Genomic DNA, 21,668 nt, shown 5'->3' with positions numbered 1-21,668 from the left:
TGGCTGCCAAATTCGATATTGCTAGGAATCCCATGAGTAAGCCAGATTCTACTGTAACGGTTGCCGCTAACTTTCTTCGTACCATTATTCGTGATGATCTTGAGTCAGGAAAGCATCAAAGCATTGTGACGCGTTTTCCACCCGAACCTAATGGTTATTTGCATATCGGTCATGCTAAGTCTATCTGTTTAAACTTTGGCATGGCAGAAGAGTTTGGCGGCGTGTGTCACTTACGTTTTGACGATACTAACCCAGCTAAAGAAGATCTTGAATACGTCGAGTCAATTAAAGACGATGTTCGTTGGTTAGGTTTTCAGTGGGATGGCGAGGTGCGTTATGCCTCTGATTACTTTGATCAGTTGCACGAGTGGGCCGTATATTTAATTGAACAAGGTAAAGCGTACGTTTGTGATCTCTCACCTGAGCAGGCACGTGAATACCGTGGCAGCCTAACTGAGCCGGGTAAAAACAGCCCATTTCGTGAGCGTTCAGTAGCAGAAAACTTAGATTTATTTGCCCGGATGAAAGCCGGTGAGTTTGCAGACGGTGCGCGCGCATTGCGCGCTAAAATTGATATGGCATCGCCTAACATGAACCTGCGCGATCCAATCCTTTACCGGATTCGTCATGCCCATCACCATCAAACCGGTGATAAGTGGTGCATTTATCCAAGTTATGACTTTACCCATGGCCAATCTGATGCCATTGAGTTGATCACCCACTCAATGTGTACTTTAGAGTTTGAAGATCACCGTCCATTGTATGAGTGGTTCTTAGAGCAGTTACCGGTTCCGGCACATCCGCGTCAGTATGAGTTTGCCCGTTTAAACTTGAACTACACCATTACCAGTAAGCGCAAGTTAAAACTGTTAGTGGATGAAGGTCATGTGAATGGTTGGAATGATCCACGTATGTCCACCATTAGTGGCTTCCGTCGTCGTGGGTATACGCCAGCCTCGATTCGGAATTTCTGCGATATGATCGGGGTTAACCGTGCTGGCGGTATTGTCGATATGGGGATGCTGGAGTTCTGTATTCGTGAGGACCTTGATGCCAATGCCAGTCGTGCAATGTGTGTGCTGAATCCAATTAAGGTGGTCATTACTAACTACCCAGAAGGTCAGGTTGAGCAGCTAGAATTACCGCGCCACCCGAAGCAAGATATGGGAACCCGTACCTTGCCGTTCTCTCGCGAGCTGTATATTGACGCCAGTGATTACGAAGAAGAGCCACCAAAAGGCTTTAAGCGTTTAGTCCCAGGCGGTGAAGTGCGCTTGCGTGGCAGTTACGTGATTCGCGCCGATGAAGCGATCCGCGATGCGGATGGCAACATTATTGAACTGCGCTGCAGCTATGATGAAAACACCCTAGGCAAAAACCCTGAAGGCCGTAAGGTAAAGGGAGTCATTCACTGGGTGCCGGCGGCAGAAAGTGTTGAGTGTGAAGTGCGCTTATATGATCGCTTATTTAAAACAGCTAACCCTGATAAAAACGAAGATGGTAGCGATGCCGAGTCGTTCTTAGACAATATCAACCCTAACTCGTTAACGGTATTAACCGGTTGCCGCGCCGAGCCTTCATTGGCGAGCGCAGAAGTAGGGCAAGGCTTCCAATTTGAGCGTGAAGGTTACTTTTGTTTAGATAGCGAAGACAGCAGTGCTGATCACTTGGTATTTAACCGGACCGTAACTTTGCGTGATTCATGGGGGCAGTAATGGGTTTAGCGATTTACAATACGCTGACAAAACAAAAAGAGTTATTTAAACCCTTAGTGGGTAATCAAGTGCGCATGTATGTGTGCGGTATGACCGTGTATGACTACTGTCATATTGGGCATGCGAGAGTCATGGTGGCTTTCGATGTGGTCACCCGTTGGTTACGTCACCGCGGCTATGAAGTTAATTATGTGCGTAATATCACTGATATTGACGACAAAATTATTCAGCGTGCGGTAGAAAATGGTGAGCCTTTTACCGCTTTAACCGAGCGTATGATTGCCGCGATGCATGAAGACGAAGCACGCTTAAATGTCCTGCGTCCTGATCAGGAGCCGCGAGCAACAGGGCATATCGATGGCATGTTTCAAATGATTCAAACCCTAATTGATAAAGGTTATGCCTACGCGCCTGGCAACGGTGATGTGTATTATCGGGTTCATAAGTTCACCGAGTATGGCAAGCTGTCGCGCCGTAAACTGGATGACTTACAAAGTGGTGCGCGGGTTGAAGTGGATGAAGCCAAAGAAAGTCCACTGGACTTTGTGCTCTGGAAGGCCGCTAAGCCCGGTGAGCCTAGTTGGACTTCACCTTGGGGAGAAGGACGCCCTGGCTGGCATATTGAGTGCTCGGTGATGTCTACTTGCTGCCTTGGCGATAGCTTTGATATTCATGGCGGTGGGCCAGATTTAGTTTTCCCACACCATGAAAATGAAATTGCCCAAAGTGAAGCAGCAACCGGCAAACAATATGCCGCAACGTGGATGCATGCCGGCGCGGTACGGGTGGATGGTGAGAAAATGTCAAAGTCTTTAGGCAACTTTTTCACTATCCGTGAAGTACTGGCTAAGTATCACCCTGAAGTAGTTCGCTATTTATTGGTGGCCAGCCACTATCGCAGTCCAATCAACTATTCAGAAGATAGCCTGCGTGAGGCGCGCTCAGCGTTAGAACGCTTTTATAATGCCCTAAAAGGCTTGCCTGAAGTGCCAGCGAGCGGTGGTGAAAGTTTTGTTGAGCGCTTTAATCAGGCAATGGATGATGACTTTAATTCGCCTGAAGCCTGTGCGGTTCTGTTTGATATGGCTCGGGAAGTCAATCGTTTGCGTAGCACTGATCTATCAGCAGCGGCAGCATTAGCTGCACGTATGCGTGAATTAGCAGGCGTTTTGGGTGTCTTGCAAATGGAGCCTGAAGCCTATTTGAAAGCTGGCGCTGCTAATAAGGTGGATGCTGCTGCCGTAGAAGCGCTGATTGAGCAGAGAATTGCCGCACGTGAAGCTAAGGACTGGGCTGAGTCTGACCGGATTCGTGACCAGCTGACCGCCATGGGCGTTGTGCTGGAAGATGGAAAGGGCGGTACTGGTTGGCGCTTAGCTGAGTAACCATGAGGGTCTGCAGTCAGCGTTAGGCTGCAGACCAATTTAATTATTAATGGAGACGCACCATGCGTAATAGATTCGGCCGTGTAAGTTTGAGCTTGGCCGCTGCTGCTTTACTCAGCAGTACGCAAGTCTTAGCAGAAGAAGAGTGGGATGAGGACCAAGATCTACCTTGGGAGGCCGCAGAAAAAGCAGCTGATCCTTGGGAAAGCTTCAACCGCAAGGTATTTGTCTTTAATGACACCTTAGACCGTTGGGCGCTACGACCTTTGGCTGCTGGGTATCGTAAAATTACGCCGGATCCCGTAGAGGACGGTATCCACAATATGTTTCAGAATGTGGGTGAATTTCGTAATCTAGCTAACAACCTGGTGCAGGGTAAAATGCACGAGGCCGGTGTCGATACGGCGCGTTTTCTATTTAACACCACCTTTGGCTTACTGGGTTTTTTTGATGTGGCAACCAAAATGGGGTTGCAGCGTAACCAAGAAGACTTCGGGCAAACTTTAGGTAAGTGGGGGGTCAGCAGTGGTCCTTATCTGGTGTTGCCATTTTTTGGCCCCAGCACAGTACGTGATGCGTTTGGTAAATTGCCAGATAATTATAACAGCCCTTATCGCTACATTAATGATGTTCCGGTACGCAATAGCAGCTTTGCATTAGATGTGGTAGATACCCGTGCCAAGTTGATTCCATTAGAACGTTATATGACTGGCGATCGTTATCGCTTTATTCGTAACGCTTATTTGCAAAACCGCGAATATCGAGTGAATGACGGCGATGTAGTGGATGACTTTTAGTAATCATTGGCGCTGTCGCTGCTAAGCGTTTTGCAGTCATCAAGATTTATTTGAGTTAATTATAGTTTTTGGAGTAATAGTGCATGCGAACGTTTCGCTTGACGATTGCCTGTCCTGACCGTGTAGGTATTGTGGCCAAGGTGAGTAATTTTTTAGCCACCTATAATGGTTGGATTCATCAAGCCAGTCACCACTCAGATGAGCAAAGCGGTTGGTTTTTTATGCGCCATGAAATTCGCGCGGAGTCTTTGCCATTTGATTTAGAAGGCTTTAAACAAGCCTTTGCACCGATTGCCAATGAATTTTCTATGCAGTGGAATGTGACTGATTCGGCAGTGAAAAAGCGTGTGGTATTAATGGCAAGCCGTGACTCCCATTGCTTAGCTGATCTGTTACACCGCTGGGCGCGTAATGAGCTGGACTGTGACATTCCTTGCGTGATTGCCAACCATGATGACTTACGTAGCATGGTGGAATGGCATGGTATCCCATTTTTCCATGTTCCGGTGAATCCTAAAGATAAGCAGCCAGCATTTGATGAAGTGAGTCGGTTAATTGATGAGCATCAGGCAGACTGCGTAGTTCTGGCGCGTTATATGCAAATTCTCCCGCCAGATTTATGTGAAAAATATGCTGGCCAAGTGATTAATATTCACCATAGTTTCTTGCCCTCCTTTATTGGCGCTAAGCCCTATCATCAGGCGGCAGTGCGCGGAGTGAAGTTAATTGGTGCAACCTGTCATTATGTCACCCAAGATTTAGACGCGGGCCCAATTATTGAGCAAGATGTGGCGCGAGTCAGTCACCGCGATACCATTGTTGATATGGTGCGCCAAGGTAAAGATGTAGAGAAAATGGTGCTGGCGCGTGGTTTACGCTATCACTTGGAAGATCGAGTTATTATTCACGATAACAAAACAGTGGTATTTGATTAACACAGTACCTTAGAAGCCGCGTTGATCGCGGCTTTTTACTGCAAGCAGGAGCACCTATTTATGCCGACTGAAGACATCCTATTATTAGGCGCAGATCAGCACAATCAGCCGCTGGGTCATTTATTACGTTTAGCTAATCGGCATGGCATTATTGCTGGGGCGACTGGAACCGGTAAAACCGTTACTTTGCAACGCTTAGCCGAGGCTTTTAGTGAGGCAGGGGTGGCTGTATTTGCGGCTGATGTAAAAGGTGACCTCTGCGGTATTGCGGCGCAAGGTGAGCCTAAAGGTAAAATTGCCGAGCGCATTGCTTCTATGCCTTGGCTAGAGCACACGCCTAAAGCCTATCCTGTGAGTCTGTGGGATATCTACGGTGAAAGCGGTCACCCAATGCGCACTACGCTCAGTGATATGGGGCCGTTATTATTGGGTAACTTATTAGAGTTAACCGATAGCCAGCAAGCCGTGCTATACACCGTGTTTAAGATTGCTGATCGTGATGGTTTATTGCTGCTGGATGTGAAAGACCTTAAAGCGCTAATGAACTATTTGCTCGATACGCCAGAAGCGTTAGGTGAAGATAAAGCGCTATTTACGCGTCAGTCTGCCAATGCGTTACTGCGTAAGGTGGCGATTTTAGAGCAGCAGGGGATTGAACACTTTTTTGGTGAGCCAGGCCTTGAGTTAGAAGACTTACTACGCCCTGATCCAGATGGGCGAGGACGTATCCACTTATTAGATGCCGCACGCTTAATTCATGACGCGCCTAAGGTGTACGCCACTTTTTTACTTTGGTTGCTGGCTGAATTGTTTGAGCAGCTACCTGAGCGAGGTGATGCAGACAAACCACTATTAGCGCTATTTTTTGATGAGGCGCATTTACTCTTTAAGGGCACTCCAAAAGCATTGCGTGATCGGTTAGAGCAAGTGGTGCGCTTAATTCGCTCGAAGGGCGTAGGCGTGTATTTTGTTACTCAGTCGCCAGCAGATTTGCCTGATGAAATTTTAGCTCAGCTGGGTATGCGTGTGCAGCATGGATTACGGGCTTTTACCGCTAAGGAGCAAAAGGCATTGCGGGCAGTGGCTGATGGTTTTCGCCCCAACCCTGAAATTGATAGCTTAACGATGCTAACTGAGCTGGGGATTGGTGAGGCCTTGTTTGGTAGTTTAGAGCCGAAAGGGATGCCAACTAGGGTGCAGTGGTTAGCCGTGGCGCCGCCGCAATCACGGGTTGGGCCGCTAACCGAGCAGGAGCGCAGTGAGGTGATGCGCCGTTCGCCTTTATCTGGACGCTATGATAAGCCTTTTGATCGTGAGTCGGCCTACGAGATTTTAAGTGCCCGAGCTGAACAAGCCGCTGCTGATCAAGCCGCGCAACCACCGATTAATTCCAAGGCAACGAAGTCTGGCAGCTTGGCTGAAGTGGCGGGCGGTGCCGTGACTGACTTTGCCGGCAAGGTGATGCAAACCACTATTCGTCAAGCGGTTAACCGCATCAGTAATCAAATTGTGCGAGGTATTTTAGGTTCTTTAACCGGCGGCAAGAAACGTCGTTAACACGTAAAGAGCAGATAGCTTAAGCGCAGCAAAAGGCCCCATAAGCAGAGCAAATGGGGCCTTTATTTTAGAGCGCCAGACGTCGCCGATACAGCGGCAAGTGCTCATCACAAGCCGCTTGATAGCTAGGCTGATGAGCGTTTAGCTGGGTTAAAGCAAGCGTTTGATCCGCGGCTTGAACCGTAAAGCTATTAAAGCCGCAGCGCTGTAAATAAAACAGCTGATCGACAGCGACATCGCCAATGGCGCGAATTTCACCATTAAACTGATAACGTTCACGGAGCAAGCGCGCATTGGTAAAGTGCCGACCATCGGTAAAGCTGGCAAAGTTCAAAGCAATCAGTGGCTGTCGCAGCAGTGCAGGCTTTAACTCTTCAATTAGCTGTTCAATGAGCTCATGACTTTCTAGGTACAATCCAAGGTTAGCATTACCTGCAAGGGCTTGGTGAACGACAGACCACAGCGCACTGGGCACCAGTAGGTTGTTTCCTGCCAACTGAGCGAGGTATTCAGCAGTCAGTTCGGCTTCAGCGCTGAGTAGTAACCAGTCGTTCGCTATTACCTGATGCTGCGGGTTAATCAGCACTTGCATAGACACGCTCCTTAAATGGGCTGAGGCCAATCCGTTGGTAGGTATCAATAAACAGCTCTTCCTCGGTGCGCTGCTCAAGATAAACGTCGATCAGTTTGTTAATTACGTCGGGCATATCTTCTTGGGCAAAGGAAGGCCCCAGAATTTTACCGAGTTTGGCGTGCCGTCCACTTTCGCCACCAATAGAGACTTGATAAAACTCAGCGCCTTTTTTATCTACGCCTAAAATGCCAATGTTGCCAACGTGGTGGTGACCACAGGCATTCATGCAGCCAGAAATATTGAGATCAAGATCACCAATATCAAATAGATAATCCAGATCAGCAAAACGCTGTTGAATTGCCTCGGCAATTGGAATTGATTTGGCATTGGCTAGGGCGCAGAAGTCACCACCTGGGCAGCAAATAATATCGGTCAACAAACCAATATTAGGCGTAGCAAAACCTAGACTTTTTAATGCTTGCCACAATGCAAACAGCTGGCGCTGCTCGACGTCAGCCAGCACCATATTTTGTTCATGGGTATTGCGTACCTCAGAAAAACTATAGCGATCAGCTAACTCAGCAACCGCATCCAGCTGATCAGCAGTAATATCGCCAGGTGCAATACCGGTTTTTTTCAGCGATAAGGTTACAGCCACGTAACCTGGCTTTTTGTGTGCAGTCACATTACGTGAGTACCACCGCTGAAAACCTGGGTGCTCAGTAAATTGCTGCGCCAGTAGCTCAGCTTCGTCATTAAGGGGCAGATAGGCCGGATCAACAAAATGTGCCGAAACCCGCGCTACTTCTTGTTCAGTGAGGGTAATGGGCCCATCTTTTAAGTGCTGCCATTCTGCGGCCACTTTTTCGGCAAATCCTTCAGGGGTTAAGGCTTTAACTAAAATTTTGATACGTGCTTTATATTTATTATCACGGCGACCAAAGCGGTTATAGACCCGCAATACTGCTTCTAAGTAGCTTAAGAGATGCGGCCATGGTAAAAACTCATTAATTACACTACCAATAATTGGCGTTCGACCAAGTCCACCCCCTACTAAAATTTTAAAGCCGAGTTCACCTTGGGCATTTTTAAGGGCTTCAATGCCAATATCATGTACTTCAATGGCTGCCCGGTCTTGGGCGCAGCCATTAACGGCAATTTTGAATTTACGTGGTAAGCGTAAAAACTCAGGATGGAAGGTGGACCATTGACGAATAATCTCGCACCACGGCCGTGGATCCACCACTTCATCGCGGGCTACTCCTGCAAACTGATCGGTAGTGGTGTTGCGAATACAGTTGCCACTGGTCTGAATAGCGTGCATTTGCACACTGGCCAGTTGCGCTAAAATATCGGGCACATCTTTAATTTCTGGCCAGTTGAGCTGTACGTTGGTGCGGGTAGTGATATGGGCGTAGCCTTTATCGTAACGGCGACTAATTGTGGCCAACATGCGTAGCTGAGCGCTAGACATTAAGCCGTAGGGCACAGCAATTCGTAGCATCGGGGCGTAACGCTGCACATACAGCCCATTTTGTAAGCGTAGCGGCAGGTACTCTTCCTCACTTAAGGTACCGGCAAGATAACGCTCGGTTTGCTCACGAAATTGCGCCACCCGTTGTTCAACCAGTTGTTGATCATACTGATCATATTTATACATAGTGCTTGTATTCTCACAGGCTAAAGAGTGTGTTGCTTAGCATATCCATTGAAGCGAATCATGGTGCTTTGACTAATTAGATACAGCAGGCTAGCAGTGGCTGCTAAGAGTCTGAAGTAATAAATTAAGCTATAACTAGATGCTTTGGTTATACAGGAGGGTGAGTGGCAGGAACGCACAGTTGAGAAAACGAGGGCGCGATCTGGCTGATATTCCGCTATGATGAATGCCTTCTACCCCAGTTTTGGGGCTACTCTTTTTGGCGGGCGGTTTATGAAATACTTAGCAATCCTTACCTTTATTGCTTCATTATTAGTGCTCCAAGGCTGCGATTCTGAGCAGGCAACGCCTGCCGCTACAACTAAATCTAACGACTTACTGGAACCACGGCAGCCGCTGACCGCTGAAGCCCGTGCCCATTTAATAGCAGAGTACCAACAGCAGCCATTGACTGTACAAAATGTAGAAGAAACCCAGTATCAAGGAAGTAATGCGCTGCAAGTCAGTTTTAGCGCGCCCTTGGCAGACACTGTGGATCTGGCTCAGTACTTGGTGTTAGCCGACAGTGAACAAGGGCGTTTAGAAAGTAGCTGGGTATTAGCTGAGTCGCTTACCGAAGCTTACTTTCTTGATTTGCCACCAGCGACTAAATTACAGCTACAAATCAAAGCAGGGTTACCCGGTTTAGCAGGGCAAATTTTAAATAAAGAGTATCAACAGCAATTAACCAGTAATGATTTACAGGCGGTCGTTGGGTTTGCCAGTAAAGGCAGTTTACTGCCGGAAGCCATGGCGGAGGGCTTACCCATTATTAGCCTGAATGTGGATCAGGTTGAAGTAGACTTTTTTCGGGTCAAAGCCGATAAGTTATTGCCGTTTATTAGTCAGTGGTCGGACAATAATCGCCTTGAGCTATGGCAAGCAGAATCCTTATTAAAAATGGCCGAGTTAGTGTATAGCGGCCGTTTTGCCTTAGAAACAACGACCAATACACGTGAGCAAAGCTTACTGCCGTTAGCGGGCATCAAACCGTTGTCTGAAGCTGGCTTGTATTTTGCAGTGCTGCGCCCAGCCGGTGATTACAGCTACAGTCTGCCAGCCACAGTGTTCTCGATAAGCAACATAGGCTTATCGGTGCATCAGTCGGCGCAGTATTTAGATATCTTTAGTCAAAACCTAACCCAGGGGGCTGGGATGTCTAAAGTTGAGGTGCGGGTACTGGATCAGGCCGGTAAAACCCTTGAGCAAGGACTGACCGATAGCCAAGGCATTTTACGATTAAATGCTGCGCCCAAAGCAGCGGCAGTCATCGCTACCTATCAACAACAAACCAGTATCGTGCGTTTAGATCGTGCTGCTTTAGATTTATCCGCCTTTGATCTTAGTGGGGCTGAAGCGGGCGCTATGCAGCTGTATTTATTTGCTGCACGCGATCTATATCGCCCCGGTGAGCAGGTCACGGTGAATTTATTATTGCGTGATAGTGATGGTCAATTGCTCGGTGAACAGCCAATTAAGCTACGGGTTAAGCGCCCCGATGGCTTAGTCACCGCCGATAAAACTTACATCGTTAGCAAGGGTTTTTTACAGGAAACTATTGCCTTAAGTCAGGGTGCACCTGTCGGCCGCTGGGCTTTAGAGGCCGAGTTAGGTAATGGCCAAGTAAGCCACTATGAGTTTAGCGTGGAGGATTTTTTACCCGAGCGGATGGCTTTGGATTTAACGCCTGATCGACCAGTGCTGACTGGGGAGACGGATTTAGTGATCGCTGTTAAAGGGCGCTATTTATATGGTGCTCCTGCGGATGGTAATAGTGTCGAGGCGCAGGCTCGCGTGGTGCCATTAAGACAGCCATTTGCCGAGCTTAAAGGCTTTGAGTTTGGCCTAGTTGATGCCAAACCCAGTGATAATTTCACCCTAAATAGTGTGCGCTTAGATGCACAAGGCCAAGGCCAGTTGAGCCTAAATGCCCAGTGGCAAAACCTAGACTCTCCAGCGCAATTACAAACGCAAGTCAGTCTTTTAGAAAGCTCGGGGCGTGCCCTTACGCGGACCTTACGGCAGCCCATTTTTCCAACCGAGCAGTTGATTGGTATTCATAGCTTGCAAGGCAACGAGTTAGAAGAAAACGCTGAAGCCGAGTTTGAACTGCTGCTCACTGATCGTGAAGGACAGGCGCTCAATAGCGGCGAGTTAACTGTAAAGCTATATCAGGAGCGCCGCGATTATTATTGGAGCTACTCAGAAAGCCAGGGCTGGAGTAGTAAATATCATGCCCAAGATATTTTGCAGGAGCGCCAGCAAATCAAGCTAACTGATGCTCAGCCAGTGGCGATTAAGCTGCCGGTCAAGTGGGGCAGTTATCGTTTAGAGGTGGCCCTTGAGGGCAGCTCAGTGAGCAGCAGTCAGCGGTTTTGGGCCGGCTATCGTTGGCAGGGAGACAGTCAGGGCTTAAAGCCCGATCAGGTGGCGCTCAGCTTAGATCAACCAGCCTATCAAGTAGGCGATGTGGCTAAGATTAGCGTACAGTCGCCCCATGCAGGCCAAGGCTATTTATTGTTGGAATCGCAGCAAGGTGTGCTCTGGCAACAACCGATTAGCTTAACCACTGACGTGCAGGTGATTGAACTGCCGATTGCAGAGCAGTGGAAGCAGCACGATTTATATATCAGCGCCTTAGTGGTGCGACCAGGCGCAAAAAAAGCTGATGCAACGCCAAAACGAGCGATCGGCTTAATGCATTTACCTTTAGCCCGTGCTGATCGGCAGCTACAGGTGCAGCTTGCTCATGCAGAACAGGTGCGTCCATTACAAAACCTGACCACTAAGGTGCAGGTGCTACAGGCTGATGGTCAACCTGCACGGCAGGCTAAGGTATTGTTAAGCGCGGTAGATAGTGGCGTGTTATCTATTACTGACTTTAATACTCCGGATCCATTTGCTGGATTTTATGGCCGGAAAAAATACGCCATTGACCAGTACGATGTATACCATCAGTTGATTGATGCCAGCCAAGGTAAGTTAGCTAAATTAAAGTTTGGCGGTGATGCAGAAGAGGATCAGGCAGGTGCAATGCGGGCCTTAGCCAAACCGGTGATTGTCTCGCTACAAAATGAGGTGGTGCAATTAGATGAGCAAGGGCAAGCGACTATTACTTTAGCCATGCCAGACTTTAATGGTGAGCTGCGCTTAATGGCGCAAGCTTGGCAAGAAGATCAGTTTGGTGCAACTGACAGCTTAACTAAAGTGGTCGCTCCCGTAGTAGCAGAGTTAGCGATGCCGCGTTTTATTGGCAGTGGTGATCAGGTGCAAGCGATGTTGGAGCTAACTAACTTAAGTGCTGAGACACAGCAAGTGCAGCTGCAGTTAAGCGCTACTGGGCTGCTGCAACTAACGGCTGTAGAGGTTCAGCAACTGACCTTAAAGCCTCAGCAACGGCAGGTAATACCTGTTGCGCTAACAGGGCATTATGGCTTTGGCGAGGGGGCAGTAAACTTAATCCTGTCTGGTATTGAGTTGGCCGATGAAGATTACTCGCAGTTAACTAAATACTGGCCGATCACTGTGCGTCCGAACAGTAAGGAGCAAAAACGAATCTATGGGCAGCTGTTACAGCCAGATGAAACCTGGACCCTGGCAGAAAATGCTCATCAAGGGTTATTGTTACAGGGTGCAACGCTAGGCTTAAGCGCTGCATTAGAGCCGCCGCTACAAATTAATCAGCAGATTAAGCAACTGGCTGAGTATCCCTATGATTGCGCTGAGCAAACCGTGAGCCGGGCATTGCCTTTATTGTATCTATCGCGGGCTGATCTTGAGCAAGCATTAACTGTGACTCAAGCGGATGCTTATCAAGCCCAGTTGCAGTATGGGGTTGAGCGTTTATTGTCGTTACAAGACTATAATGGCGGCTTTTCGATGTGGAGCCGCAGTGGCGCTGAACAGCCGTGGTTAACTGTCTACGCCACCGAGTTTTTGCAGTTGGCGAAAAACAAAGGGGCTTTAGTACCGAGCGCTGCCTTAACTAAAGCTGAGCAGCGTTTAGCTAGGTATATTCAAGAGAGTTATTTAATCGATAGTGAGGCGACCGAAAACTTAAGTCACTATCGCTTTGCGGTGCAGGCCTATGCCGGTTATGTGTTAGCGCAACAGGGCAAGGTTAATCTAGGTCAGCTACGAGAGTTATTTGAGCGTCGAACTGAGGCGGTTGCGCCAGTACCTTTGCTGCAGTTGTCGCGGGCGCTTAGCTTGATGGGCGATCAGGATCGAGCGCTTGAAGCATTATCGTTGGGTCTGCAGTTGCAGCGTCCGGCGCGGCAATGGCTTGGTGATTACGGTACTGAGCTAAGTGATTTAGCCACTATGCTGCCATTATTGGTGGAGGCCAAGGCTTCTTCTGCAGCGATTGGGCAGCGCCTGCAACAGCTTTCAGCGCAGCTCATGCGTCAGTCATGGCTCTCAACCCAAGAGCGCGCTGCCATTATTAAAGCAGCGGCCAGTTTAAACCTATTGCCATCCGCTCGGGATCAGGCCGCAGGTTTTGAGTTAAGCGTTACCCAAGCGGGGCAGAGCCACAGCTTGCCTGCCCAGCGTAGTCTGGAACAGGTTTTTGCCTATACGGAGGGCTTTAGTGTCACCAATAGGAGTGAGCAAGCAGTTTATTTACAGCTAGCGCTGTCTGGTTACCCAAAAAGTGTTGAGCAAGCCGTTCAGAGTCAAAGCTTGAGCATTGAGCGCCAATATTTTGATCAGGCGGGCCAGCCTTTGGATTTAACTCAGGTGGAAAGTGGGCAGTTGCTGGTAGTGCACTTAGCGGTGCGCAGTACGCAGCCGATTCCCGATGTGCTGGTTGAGGATTTACTGCCCGCTGGATTGGAAATTGAAAATCAAAATCTCGATCGAGTAAGTGCATCACTGGACTCGGTAACTGGCGAGCTAAAAACGTGGCTAAATGCCATGGAGTCTAGTTATCTTGAGTATCAAGCCGCTTTAGATGATCGCTATGTGGCATCTTTTAATTTGTCGGCGGATAGCACTCAGCATCTACTGTACTTAGCTCGAGCTGTCTCCCCCGGGGCTTATCGCTTGGTGGCGCCGCGGGCGGAGTCTATGTATCGGCCAGAACTACAAGCACAAGGAGCTACGCCAAAGTGGCTAACCATCGTGCCACGGCGTCCTTAAGTCCTTAGGTAAAGTCCGTAGGCAAAAACAGTGACCCCTTACGGCGCAATAGGCCGTAAGGGGTACTAAGCTAGGCTTTTACCCAAGGATTTTGCCGCATTTCATAGCCAATGGTGGTGTCAGGTCCATGACCGGCAACCACTACGGCTTCTTCGTCTAGGGTGTATAAGCGCTGGCGAATGGAACGCTGAATAGCCTTAGCATCACCACCCCATAAATCGGTACGGCCAATCCCGCCTTTAAATAAGGTGTCACCGGCAATCAAGAGCTTGTCTTGCGCAAACCAAAAGCTCATAGAGCCTGGCGTATGACCAGGAGTGTGTAACGCAACACAACCGCAGCTGAGCTCTTCATCGTCACTGATCCATAAATCCGGTGCGGGCACGGGCTGGTAGGGAACCCCAAATAGATTGCACTGCATCTCTAGGTTATCCCATAAAAACTTATCGTCTTTATGCAGGTGTAAAGTAGCGCCGGTTTTTTCTTTGAGTAAGCCAGAAGCTAGAAAATGGTCTAGGTGAGCGTGGGTGTGAATAATGCTGACTAGGGTTAAGTTAAGCGCTTGAAGGCGCTGTAAAATAAATGCGTGATCACCGCCTGGATCAACCACCAAGGCTTTTTTACTGATGGGATCACCAATAATCGTGCAGTTACACTGTAAAGGCCCAACGGGAAAAGTTTCACGAATCAGGGGTGGGGAAGGTGTTACCGTAGGGGTAGGCATAAAAGCTCCTTGGTCGATAGCGCTGAGTGACTTTCAATAACATTGCCGTCACTCAGCTTGGTATCAGCCATATAGCTGCTTAGCGTTGCTCTAAGTGCTCACAGGCTTCGAGCGTGTTTTCTAAGAGGCAGGCGCGAGTCATGGGGCCAACGCCGCCGGGTACAGGAGTAATCCAGCTGGCTTTTTGGGCGGCCACCTCAAACTCGACATCCCCGATCAAGCGGCCATCGGCAGTGCGATTAATGCCCACATCAATCACGATGGCGCCGTCTTTAATCCACTCGCCTTTAACTAGGCCAGGCTTACCCACGGCCACCACCACTAAATCTGCACGGCGTACATGCTCTTCTAAGTTATTGGTAAAGCGGTGCGTGATAGTGGTAGTACAGCCCGCAAGTAACAGTTCTAGGGCCATCGGACGACCGACAATATTGGAGGCGCCAACGATGACTGCGTTAAGTCCATGCAAATCAATTTGAGTGTGCTCCAGTAAGGTAATAATACCTTTAGGGGTGCACGGGCGTAGTAATGGCATGCGCTGGGCTAGGCGGCCAATATTAAACGGGTGAAAGCCATCCACGTCTTTTTCAGGACGAATGCGCTCTAGTAGCACTGAAGAGTCTAGGTGGGCCGGTAATGGCAGTTGCACCAAAATACCATCGACCTCAGAATCATTATTGAGCTGTTCAATCAGATTGAGTAATTCTTCTTGGCTGGTGCTTTCTGGTAAGTCATAGGCCTTAGAAACAAAGCCGACTTGCTCGCAGTCTTTACGCTTATGGGCAACATAAACTTCAGAGGCCGGATCGCTACCGACTAAGATGACAGCTAAGCCTGGCGCACGGAGGCCTTGTTCTAGGCGTTGAGCCACTTGTTCAGAGATGGTTTGACGAATGCTTGCGGCAATCTGTTTGCCGTCTAAAATGTGTGCAGTCATAGGGGAAGTAATAGCCATTACAGTGAAAAATGAGGCTATTCTCGCATGGACGCTACTGATAGCAAAGTCATGGGGCTAAACATTTATCCCTTGTGCATTAAATAAGCAAAAAAGCCCGCTAACAGACTATTTTTAAAATAATTTAAAAAAAACAGTTGACGGATATTAAAAGCATGCTAATATACGCCCCGCTTACCCAGACAGCCTGGAGCTGGAAACAGCGCGGTACAGTAAAGATGCTAAGCATTCTGTACTGAAAGCCATACGATTAAGTAAGGCGCCCGTAGCTCAGCTGGATAGAGCACCCGCCTTCTAAGCGGGTGGTCGCAGGTTCGAGCCCTGCCGGGCGTGCCAACTTAAGTTAGGCATCTAGGTAAGTAGCGGTAAAGTAATATGGTGGGCGTAGCTCAGTTGGTAGAGCTCAGGATTGTGATTCCTGCTGTCGTGGGTTCGATTCCCATCGTCCACCCCATATTTTTGTTATCTGCGTCAAGCAGGTAACCTGCAAGTTTTGCGGACGTGGTGAAATTGGTAGACACACCAGATTTAGGTTCTGGCGCCGCGAGGTGTGAGAGTTCGAGTCTCTCCGTCCGCACCATATAAAGCTTTCGATGACTTTCGTAGTCATGCAAAAAGCCTATTAAAGCCGTGATTCCCTTTGGGTTTCACGGATTTTTTCGTTTCGCCAGCATTCGCACTGTATTGCCATTAGCCACGCATAAGAAGTACATTGCTTAGTACATTTGTGTTTGGTCTCTATTGATGTTGCATATGCGCCTTAGCAGCTAGCTTAAATGGGGTTATGCAAAGTGGACGAGGCTGAAGAGTAAGTGCCGCCTACATTGACCAAACTGCCTTAAATAGTTAGCTGATTTACCTAGCCAGTGCAATTACCCTTGCACCAAACGTAAGCGTTGGGCTGTTTGTTGTGTGCTGGCGTGAGAGGGTGTGGTTAACCAGTCTTCTTCGGCGAAGGCATCGGCTAAAAAATCAATAAAAGCCCGAACTGCAGGTAGCATGCCGCGACGCGAGGTGAAAGCAGCTTGAATAACTCCATCAGTTAATTGCCATTGAGGCAAAATTTCGATTAGTTGCCCAGCTGCGATTGCCTCATGGGCAATCAGCATAGGGAGTTGTACTAGGCCAACCCCAGAAATAGCCGCGTTGCGTAAGGCAACTAAATCATCAGTAACGAAGCGTGGTGTGTGATTGATTACATATTTTTCTGTGTTGGCTTGCTGTAGATCCCAGCAATGTTGCTTGCCTGGTCTTTCCCAGTCCAGTGAAGGCAGATTCCAAAGCGCTTGAGGGGTGTTTGGGCGGCCATGTTGCTTAATGAACTCGGGCGATGCGAGTAGGCGTTGTGGGCTGCGTGATAAATGGCGGATGACCAAATCGCTATCGGCAAAGGGTGGAAAGCGTACCCGAATCGCTAGATCATAGCCCTCTTTAATTAGGTCGGTACGTCGGCCACTAGGAGTAAGCTCAATATTGACGTCGGGATAGAGCGTCATAAACTCAGTAACTTTGCTGGCGATTAGAAGATCAATTAATGGCTGCGGACAAGATAAGCGAATACTGCCTTTGGGGCGAGCAAGGGAGCGTTCGACTAACGATTGAGCAGCTTCGGCATGCTCAAGAATAGCTTTGCAGTGCAGGTAATAGGCTTCACCAAGCTGAGTGGCTTTAATGCTACGGGTGTTACGCTGAATTAGGCGTACCCCTAGCTGCTCTTCTAGAGCGGTAAGGCGGCGACTTAAACGCGACTTGGGGATGCCAATGGCGCGGCTTGCAGCAGAGAATCCATTATGCTCAATAACTTTTGCAAAGTAATACAGGTCATTTAGATCGTGCATTTTGCTTCCTATAACATGCTAGCCAATCAATAGAGTGGCTAGCATGGACAATGAAGGATAGAAGTAAAGGTGATCAGTCATCAGACTAAGAGAGCTTTAAGCCCACCACGCCAGAAATAATTAGCGCAATACTCAGTAAGCGCCAAATAGTGCTGCTTTCATTAAGAAACAGAATACCTACGATGACAGTGCCGACAGCGCCAATACCCACCCAGACACCATAGGCAGTACCCATGGGGAGTGTTTTCATGGCTAAGCTAAGTAGCCAGAAACTAATACCCATAGTCACTAAGGTGAAGATGGAGGGCCAAAGTAGGGTGAAACCTTGGGTGTGCTTTAAGCCAAATACCCAAACAATTTCAAAAAGACCAGCAAAAGTTAAGAGAACCCATGCCATAGGATACGCTCCTGACGAATTAGGGCCGTCCCTAACTGAGAAAGAGCGGTGAGGTCGTCCTCACTTCTAGAAGAGGGTGCTAGTAAAGCACAGTTTTTAATTAAGTGCATCTTTAAGCCTAATACGGCATTTCAGCCGTAAGCGAGTGCAAAGCCGTCTTGCCTTTAAAAGGTATAGGTGTACTCGGCGTTTGGGTCGTAGGAGGCTTCCGGAAAATCAGCAGGTTTGGTCGTATGCGGTAGCGCGCCACTATTGCCTAAGGTTTGGGCCTGAGGCGCTTTAATTGTATCTGTAAAGTGGATCGGCTCTGTTGGGGTGGTGGTATTTGATTGAGGGCGATGGCGGGCATTGAGCCAGCTTTCTCCTGAGCAGGCGGCAAGTACTATCAGCGGTAGGACGAGTACAATTTTATTTATCATTATGTGGTTCCTCCATGAGGCAGAGCTATTTAGCATCGGGTTTGATGGCTAGGCGCTAAGAGGTTTACTTTTGGGTAAAATAGTAAACTTTTTGCACTGTATCGACTCTGGCAGAAAAATAAAACAAATGTTTTTATCCATAGCGTAAATTGTTCTTATGTTGCGCTTATTTAGTTATAAAGAGGCACTAGGTAAGTACTGAATGGTCTTACCTAGTGTTGCTGTACCGCTTACACTTGACTGGATTTTTGCTTGGATGCGACGGGATTACCATTATAAAAGCTGGCATTTATACAGCGCTGAATTAATGGTTGAGTCTGAATAGCACCATGCTTTTGTTCAAACTCGGCTTGAAGTTGGGCTAGAAGTTGACGGTTAGATTCGTTGTTAGCGATAGCTGTCTTCAGTAGTGTCATCGGCGTGTACCATACAAGAAGGTCTAGGGATTACTGCCGTCTTACCGAGGTAGTTAAGGCAGTGCCAGATACAACCAAGGGGGTAAAGCCTGCTCCAAATAGTTTGAAATAGACGCTTATTAGAGGCTTTTCTAGGAAAATGTTCTCTTGTTAAGCGTTTTTTATGCAAATTAGCTCAGCAGCTTATGCTGAGGTGAGTGTGAGCAACTATTAGTTTCCTTAATTCAGATGACAAACTGATGACAGTGTAGGTTACGGCGTTAGCTAAACTCTGCATTAGCTAAATAAGATAAAGCTGTCTAATCAGTGCGGTGGTGAGAACGCCTAGACTAATCGCGACTAAGGGCTTTTTAATTAACAGCATACTGACGGCAGTGATCGCTAAAGCCGCTTGACTGGCAAGATCACCAGTAATGGCCATGGGGGCAAGCAGTGCAATCAGTACCGAGCCGGACATTGCTTCAATAAACCGACGCACACCTAAACGAATAGGAATAAAGGCCATCACATAAACCCCACCCCAGCGAGTGATTAAGGTCACGATGGCCATCAGGACAATAAGATAAAAGGTTCCCCACTCAGTGGTCGCAATACTCATGGGCGAGCCTCTGCAAGTAACACCCCAGTTGCACCGCCAGCGAGAGCGCCGACTACGACATGGGTGTTTTCTGGCAGAAAATAATAGACACCCAATGAGGTGCAGCCTGCCACTAGCCAAATAATTAGCATACGTAGGTTCTTTTCACCGCCAATGACCATGCTTAGTAAAAAACAGCCCATCACCATATCCAAGCCTAATACCTTGGGGTCGGTGATGACGTTGCCAAAATAAATTCCCAGCCAAGTGCCTAGGCTCCAAAAGAGCCAGAGCGCGATACCACCGCCTAGTAATAGGCCAAAACCTGTTCGTCCCTGATTAAAGGCTTGTAAGGCAAAGGCCCAGTTAGCATCTGAAACCAGCAGCATAGAGCCGTAACGTTGGCGCGGGGGCAGGTTTTTAAGCCAAGGGTATAGGGTGGCGCCCATCAACAAGTGCCGTGCATTAATGGCAAAGACAGTGACAAGCACAGGGATTATCGAGACCTGTGCGCCCCATAGTTCAAGTACGGCAAATTGCGAAGCGCCCGCAAAGACGAAAGCACTCATCAGCAAAATATTGTTATTACTTAGCCCCATTTGAGTAGCAGCTAAACCAAAGGCTGTGCCAAATGCAGCGACAAATAGCGAAATAGGCAGTAATTGCTGAAAGCCTAACCAGGTTGAGCGGGCAGTTAGCGTGTGTTGGGGTGACTCAGGTGACAACATGGTAAACCTAGCTTTTTTTATTGTAATTAAGGGTAGGAGCGGATTATGCAGCAAAACCCTACTAGAGCACTAGGCTAATAAGTTCGTTCTAAGCGTAGAACACAGCGTATTGCTCTGAGGGGCTATTGCAGAGCACAGGCTAACTTTAGGATGAGTCAGAGTAATAAAGGAGAACTACGTAATGAAAACAATTCTTGAGCTGTTAAATGCCAATCCAAAGCATTGGGTGGGCAATGGTTTTCCTGTACGAACGTTGTTTTCTTATCAGCTGCAAGAACAGCGTATTAGTCCTTTTTTATTACTGGATCATGCCGCACCGACCATTTTTAAGCCCACCACGGCACGTCGAGGTGTAGGTCAGCACCCACACCGAGGATTTGAGACGGTGACTTTGGTTTATCAGGGGGAAGTAGCTCATCACGACTCCTTGGGACAAGGCGGCATTATTGGGCCGGGTGATGTGCAGTGGATGACCGCAGGCGCTGGAATTTTGCATGAAGAGTATCACTCCGAGCCGTTTGCTAAAGCCGGTGGTGAATTACACATGGTCCAGTTGTGGGTGAATTTACCCGCCCGTGCCAAATTTACTCCCGCACGTTATCAAGCGATTACCGCCGAACAAATACCGCAGCTCGAATTACCCGATCAAGTAGGTCGCTTACGGGTTATTGCCGGTGAGTATGCAGGCCAGCAAGGACCTGCCAAAACCCATAGTCCATTACAGCTATTGGATATGTCACTAGAGCCTCAGGCCGAGTTTGAGTTAGGGCTAGTCGCTAACTGGCCGGTAATGTTGGTCGTGCTGCAGGGCACGTTACTGGTTAATCAGCAGAGTGTGGTGCGCGAAGGGCAAACCGTACTGCTCAGTGCGCAAGGTGACAGTGTTCAACTAGAAACTAATAACCATACCCATTTGCTGGTGCTCAGTGGCGAACCATTACAGGAGCCGATTGTGGGCTACGGCCCCTTTGTGATGAATACCGAGCAGCAAATAGAGCAAGCCTTAACCGACCTGCAGCATCATCGATTGGTGTAAAGCGTTGGTTTAATTTAATCATCCCAAGAGGTAAATAACATGAGTACTCCTGCAAACTTTAACGGCCAAGCGCCAGTGATCCAGGCCGATGATGCGTTAATGTTATTGATTGATCATCAAAGCGGCTTATTTCAAACTGTAGGTGATATGTCGGTGCCTGAATTACGAGCAAGAGCCAGTGCCTTAGCAAGCATTGCTAGCTTGGCGAAAATTCCGCTGATCACTACTGCCTCAGTGCCTCAAGGCCCAAATGGACCTTTGATTCCAGAAATTCAGCAAAATGCTCCCCACGCTCAATATATTGGCCGCAAAGGTGAAATTAATGCTTGGGATAATGCCGAGTTTGTTCAAGCGGTAAAGGCTACCGGCCGTAAAACCTTGATTATTGCTGGCACCATTACCAGTGTGTGTATGGCGTTTCCAGCGATTAGCGCGGTGGCTGAAGGTTATAAAGTATTTGTGGTGATTGATGCTTCAGGTACCTATAGCAAGATGGCGCAAGAAATCACCTTGGCCCGCATGTTACAAGCAGGTGTTGTGCCGATTGACACGGCGGCGGTAGCTTCTGAGCTACAGAAAACATGGAATAGAGCTGATGCACTGGCTTGGGCGGAAACTTACACCCATATTTTTCCAGCCTATCAGTTGTTGATGGAAAGCTATGCTAAAGCGCAGCAGGTCGTCACTGAGCACGAGGTGCTGGATTCAAGTTTAAGTTAATAGCAGCCACAGCCGTGCTGCCTAGCTTTGCTGGACAGCACGGCTGTGGAATTC

General features: G+C 48.3%; 18 protein-coding genes and 3 tRNA genes. 11 read left to right on the top strand and 10 right to left on the bottom strand.

What is annotated here, in order from left to right:
- Window positions 1-32 precede the first annotated feature (32 nt).
- The 5 genes from AC2T15_RS06275 (at window position 33) to AC2T15_RS06255 (ending at window position 6,389) form a co-directional block, all read left to right on the top strand.
- Complete coding sequence (locus AC2T15_RS06275; protein ID WP_053099656.1) at window positions 33-1,715, top strand: glutamine--tRNA ligase/YqeY domain fusion protein; 1,683 nt, start codon at window positions 33-35, stop codon at window positions 1,713-1,715.
- Window positions 1,715-3,100, top strand: coding sequence for a cysteine--tRNA ligase (cysS, locus tag AC2T15_RS06270; RefSeq protein WP_053099655.1), 1,386 nt, complete (start codon window positions 1,715-1,717; stop codon window positions 3,098-3,100). Before AC2T15_RS06275 ends, cysS begins: the two co-directional genes overlap by 1 nt.
- Window positions 3,101-3,162: 62 nt before the next feature.
- Window positions 3,163-3,897 (top strand): MlaA family lipoprotein, encoded by a 735-nt coding sequence (locus AC2T15_RS06265; protein ID WP_053099654.1) that lies wholly within the window; start codon window positions 3,163-3,165, stop codon window positions 3,895-3,897.
- A gap of 83 nt (window positions 3,898-3,980) precedes the next feature.
- Window positions 3,981-4,832, top strand: a complete 852-nt coding sequence (gene purU / locus AC2T15_RS06260; protein WP_053099653.1) for a formyltetrahydrofolate deformylase — start codon at window positions 3,981-3,983, stop codon at window positions 4,830-4,832.
- A 60-nt stretch (window positions 4,833-4,892) separates the two neighbouring features.
- Window positions 4,893-6,389, top strand: coding sequence for a helicase HerA-like domain-containing protein (locus AC2T15_RS06255; protein ID WP_053099652.1), 1,497 nt, complete (start codon window positions 4,893-4,895; stop codon window positions 6,387-6,389).
- A 67-nt stretch (window positions 6,390-6,456) separates the two neighbouring features.
- Here AC2T15_RS06255 and AC2T15_RS06250 read toward each other — a convergent pair whose 3' ends face one another.
- Window positions 6,457-6,981: a DUF934 domain-containing protein gene (locus tag AC2T15_RS06250; RefSeq protein ID WP_486777795.1), complete on the bottom strand. Its 525-nt coding sequence runs from the start codon at window positions 6,979-6,981 to the stop codon at window positions 6,457-6,459.
- A complete protein-coding gene (locus AC2T15_RS06245; protein ID WP_053105597.1) occupies window positions 6,965-8,623 on the bottom strand; it encodes a nitrite/sulfite reductase in 1,659 nt (552 codons plus the stop codon). The genes AC2T15_RS06250 and AC2T15_RS06245 overlap by 17 nt, the downstream gene beginning before the upstream one ends.
- 273 nt (window positions 8,624-8,896) lie before the next feature.
- Between AC2T15_RS06245 and AC2T15_RS06240 the strand changes: the two genes are divergently transcribed.
- Window positions 8,897-13,804: an alpha-2-macroglobulin family protein gene (locus tag AC2T15_RS06240; RefSeq protein WP_486777794.1), complete on the top strand. Its 4,908-nt coding sequence runs from the start codon at window positions 8,897-8,899 to the stop codon at window positions 13,802-13,804.
- A 70-nt stretch (window positions 13,805-13,874) separates the two neighbouring features.
- Here the strand turns inward: AC2T15_RS06240 and AC2T15_RS06235 are convergent, their stop codons facing one another.
- Both AC2T15_RS06235 and folD read right to left on the bottom strand, forming a co-directional pair.
- Complete coding sequence (locus AC2T15_RS06235) at window positions 13,875-14,528, bottom strand: MBL fold metallo-hydrolase (protein ID WP_486777793.1); 654 nt, start codon at window positions 14,526-14,528, stop codon at window positions 13,875-13,877.
- Window positions 14,529-14,607: 79 nt separating this feature from the next.
- Window positions 14,608-15,465: a bifunctional methylenetetrahydrofolate dehydrogenase/methenyltetrahydrofolate cyclohydrolase FolD gene (gene folD / locus AC2T15_RS06230; protein ID WP_053099647.1), complete on the bottom strand. Its 858-nt coding sequence runs from the start codon at window positions 15,463-15,465 to the stop codon at window positions 14,608-14,610.
- Between the two features lie 277 nt (window positions 15,466-15,742).
- On the opposite strand from folD, the gene AC2T15_RS06225 reads away from it, so the two are divergent.
- The 3 genes from AC2T15_RS06225 (at window position 15,743) to AC2T15_RS06215 (ending at window position 16,063) form a co-directional block, all read left to right on the top strand.
- Window positions 15,743-15,819, top strand: a tRNA-Arg gene (locus AC2T15_RS06225).
- Window positions 15,820-15,861: 42 nt separating this feature from the next.
- Window positions 15,862-15,937 (top strand) — tRNA-His (locus AC2T15_RS06220).
- A 41-nt stretch (window positions 15,938-15,978) separates the two neighbouring features.
- A tRNA-Leu gene (locus AC2T15_RS06215) sits at window positions 15,979-16,063 on the top strand.
- Between the two features lie 292 nt (window positions 16,064-16,355).
- Here the strand turns inward: AC2T15_RS06215 and AC2T15_RS06210 are convergent.
- The 6 genes from AC2T15_RS06210 to AC2T15_RS06185 form a co-directional block, all read right to left on the bottom strand.
- Window positions 16,356-17,321, bottom strand: coding sequence for a LysR substrate-binding domain-containing protein (locus tag AC2T15_RS06210; protein WP_486777792.1), 966 nt, complete (start codon window positions 17,319-17,321; stop codon window positions 16,356-16,358).
- 85 nt (window positions 17,322-17,406) lie between these two features.
- Complete coding sequence (locus tag AC2T15_RS06205) at window positions 17,407-17,718, bottom strand: DMT family transporter (protein WP_053105415.1); 312 nt, start codon at window positions 17,716-17,718, stop codon at window positions 17,407-17,409.
- A 164-nt stretch (window positions 17,719-17,882) separates the two neighbouring features.
- Window positions 17,883-18,137, bottom strand: coding sequence for a hypothetical protein (locus AC2T15_RS06200; protein WP_486777791.1), 255 nt, complete (start codon window positions 18,135-18,137; stop codon window positions 17,883-17,885).
- A gap of 230 nt (window positions 18,138-18,367) precedes the next feature.
- A complete protein-coding gene (locus AC2T15_RS06195; protein WP_053099642.1) occupies window positions 18,368-18,553 on the bottom strand; it encodes a hypothetical protein in 186 nt (61 codons plus the stop codon).
- A 280-nt stretch (window positions 18,554-18,833) separates the two neighbouring features.
- Entirely contained in the window at window positions 18,834-19,151 is a 318-nt protein-coding gene (locus tag AC2T15_RS06190; protein WP_053099641.1) for an AzlD family protein, read from the bottom strand.
- The gene (locus AC2T15_RS06185) at window positions 19,148-19,858 is read right to left on the bottom strand and encodes an AzlC family ABC transporter permease (RefSeq protein ID WP_486777790.1); all 711 of its coding nucleotides are present in this window, start codon (window positions 19,856-19,858) and stop codon (window positions 19,148-19,150) included. Before AC2T15_RS06185 ends, AC2T15_RS06190 begins: the two co-directional genes overlap by 4 nt.
- 181 nt (window positions 19,859-20,039) lie before the next feature.
- Between AC2T15_RS06185 and AC2T15_RS06180 the strand changes: the two genes are divergently transcribed.
- Complete coding sequence (locus AC2T15_RS06180; RefSeq protein ID WP_486777789.1) at window positions 20,040-20,894, top strand: pirin family protein; 855 nt, start codon at window positions 20,040-20,042, stop codon at window positions 20,892-20,894.
- A 39-nt stretch (window positions 20,895-20,933) separates the two neighbouring features.
- Window positions 20,934-21,614, top strand: coding sequence for a hydrolase (locus AC2T15_RS06175; protein WP_486777788.1), 681 nt, complete (start codon window positions 20,934-20,936; stop codon window positions 21,612-21,614).
- Window positions 21,615-21,668: the final 54 nt, after the last annotated feature.

This window comes from Thiopseudomonas sp. SA1F2-1K (genome assembly GCF_057443035.1).
This window is presented reverse-complemented; position numbering and strand designations above follow the sequence as displayed.

What these genes read in the sequence shown, in the direction of transcription:
- AC2T15_RS06240 (WP_486777794.1), top strand. Translation starts at nt 8,897, where the DNA reads ATGAAATACTTAGCAATCCTTACCTTTATTGCTTCATTATTAGTGCTC.
- AC2T15_RS06255 (WP_053099652.1), top strand. Translation starts at nt 4,893, where the DNA reads ATGCCGACTGAAGACATCCTATTATTAGGCGCAGATCAGCACAATCAG.
- AC2T15_RS06190 (WP_053099641.1), bottom strand. Translation starts at nt 19,151, where the DNA reads ATGAGTATTGCGACCACTGAGTGGGGAACCTTTTATCTTATTGTCCTG.
- AC2T15_RS06195 (WP_053099642.1), bottom strand. Translation starts at nt 18,553, where the DNA reads ATGACACTACTGAAGACAGCTATCGCTAACAACGAATCTAACCGTCAA.
- AC2T15_RS06210 (WP_486777792.1), bottom strand. Translation starts at nt 17,321, where the DNA reads ATGCACGATCTAAATGACCTGTATTACTTTGCAAAAGTTATTGAGCAT.
- AC2T15_RS06245 (WP_053105597.1), bottom strand. Translation starts at nt 8,623, where the DNA reads ATGTATAAATATGATCAGTATGATCAACAACTGGTTGAACAACGGGTG.
- AC2T15_RS06185 (WP_486777790.1), bottom strand. Translation starts at nt 19,858, where the DNA reads ATGTTGTCACCTGAGTCACCCCAACACACGCTAACTGCCCGCTCAACC.
- AC2T15_RS06180 (WP_486777789.1), top strand. Translation starts at nt 20,040, where the DNA reads ATGAAAACAATTCTTGAGCTGTTAAATGCCAATCCAAAGCATTGGGTG.
- AC2T15_RS06205 (WP_053105415.1), bottom strand. Translation starts at nt 17,718, where the DNA reads ATGGCATGGGTTCTCTTAACTTTTGCTGGTCTTTTTGAAATTGTTTGG.
- folD (WP_053099647.1), bottom strand. Translation starts at nt 15,465, where the DNA reads ATGACTGCACACATTTTAGACGGCAAACAGATTGCCGCAAGCATTCGT.
- AC2T15_RS06175 (WP_486777788.1), top strand. Translation starts at nt 20,934, where the DNA reads ATGAGTACTCCTGCAAACTTTAACGGCCAAGCGCCAGTGATCCAGGCC.
- AC2T15_RS06200 (WP_486777791.1), bottom strand. Translation starts at nt 18,137, where the DNA reads ATGATAAATAAAATTGTACTCGTCCTACCGCTGATAGTACTTGCCGCC.
- AC2T15_RS06275 (WP_053099656.1), top strand. Translation starts at nt 33, where the DNA reads ATGAGTAAGCCAGATTCTACTGTAACGGTTGCCGCTAACTTTCTTCGT.
- cysS (WP_053099655.1), top strand. Translation starts at nt 1,715, where the DNA reads ATGGGTTTAGCGATTTACAATACGCTGACAAAACAAAAAGAGTTATTT.
- AC2T15_RS06250 (WP_486777795.1), bottom strand. Translation starts at nt 6,981, where the DNA reads ATGCAAGTGCTGATTAACCCGCAGCATCAGGTAATAGCGAACGACTGG.
- AC2T15_RS06265 (WP_053099654.1), top strand. Translation starts at nt 3,163, where the DNA reads ATGCGTAATAGATTCGGCCGTGTAAGTTTGAGCTTGGCCGCTGCTGCT.
- purU (WP_053099653.1), top strand. Translation starts at nt 3,981, where the DNA reads ATGCGAACGTTTCGCTTGACGATTGCCTGTCCTGACCGTGTAGGTATT.
- AC2T15_RS06235 (WP_486777793.1), bottom strand. Translation starts at nt 14,528, where the DNA reads ATGCCTACCCCTACGGTAACACCTTCCCCACCCCTGATTCGTGAAACT.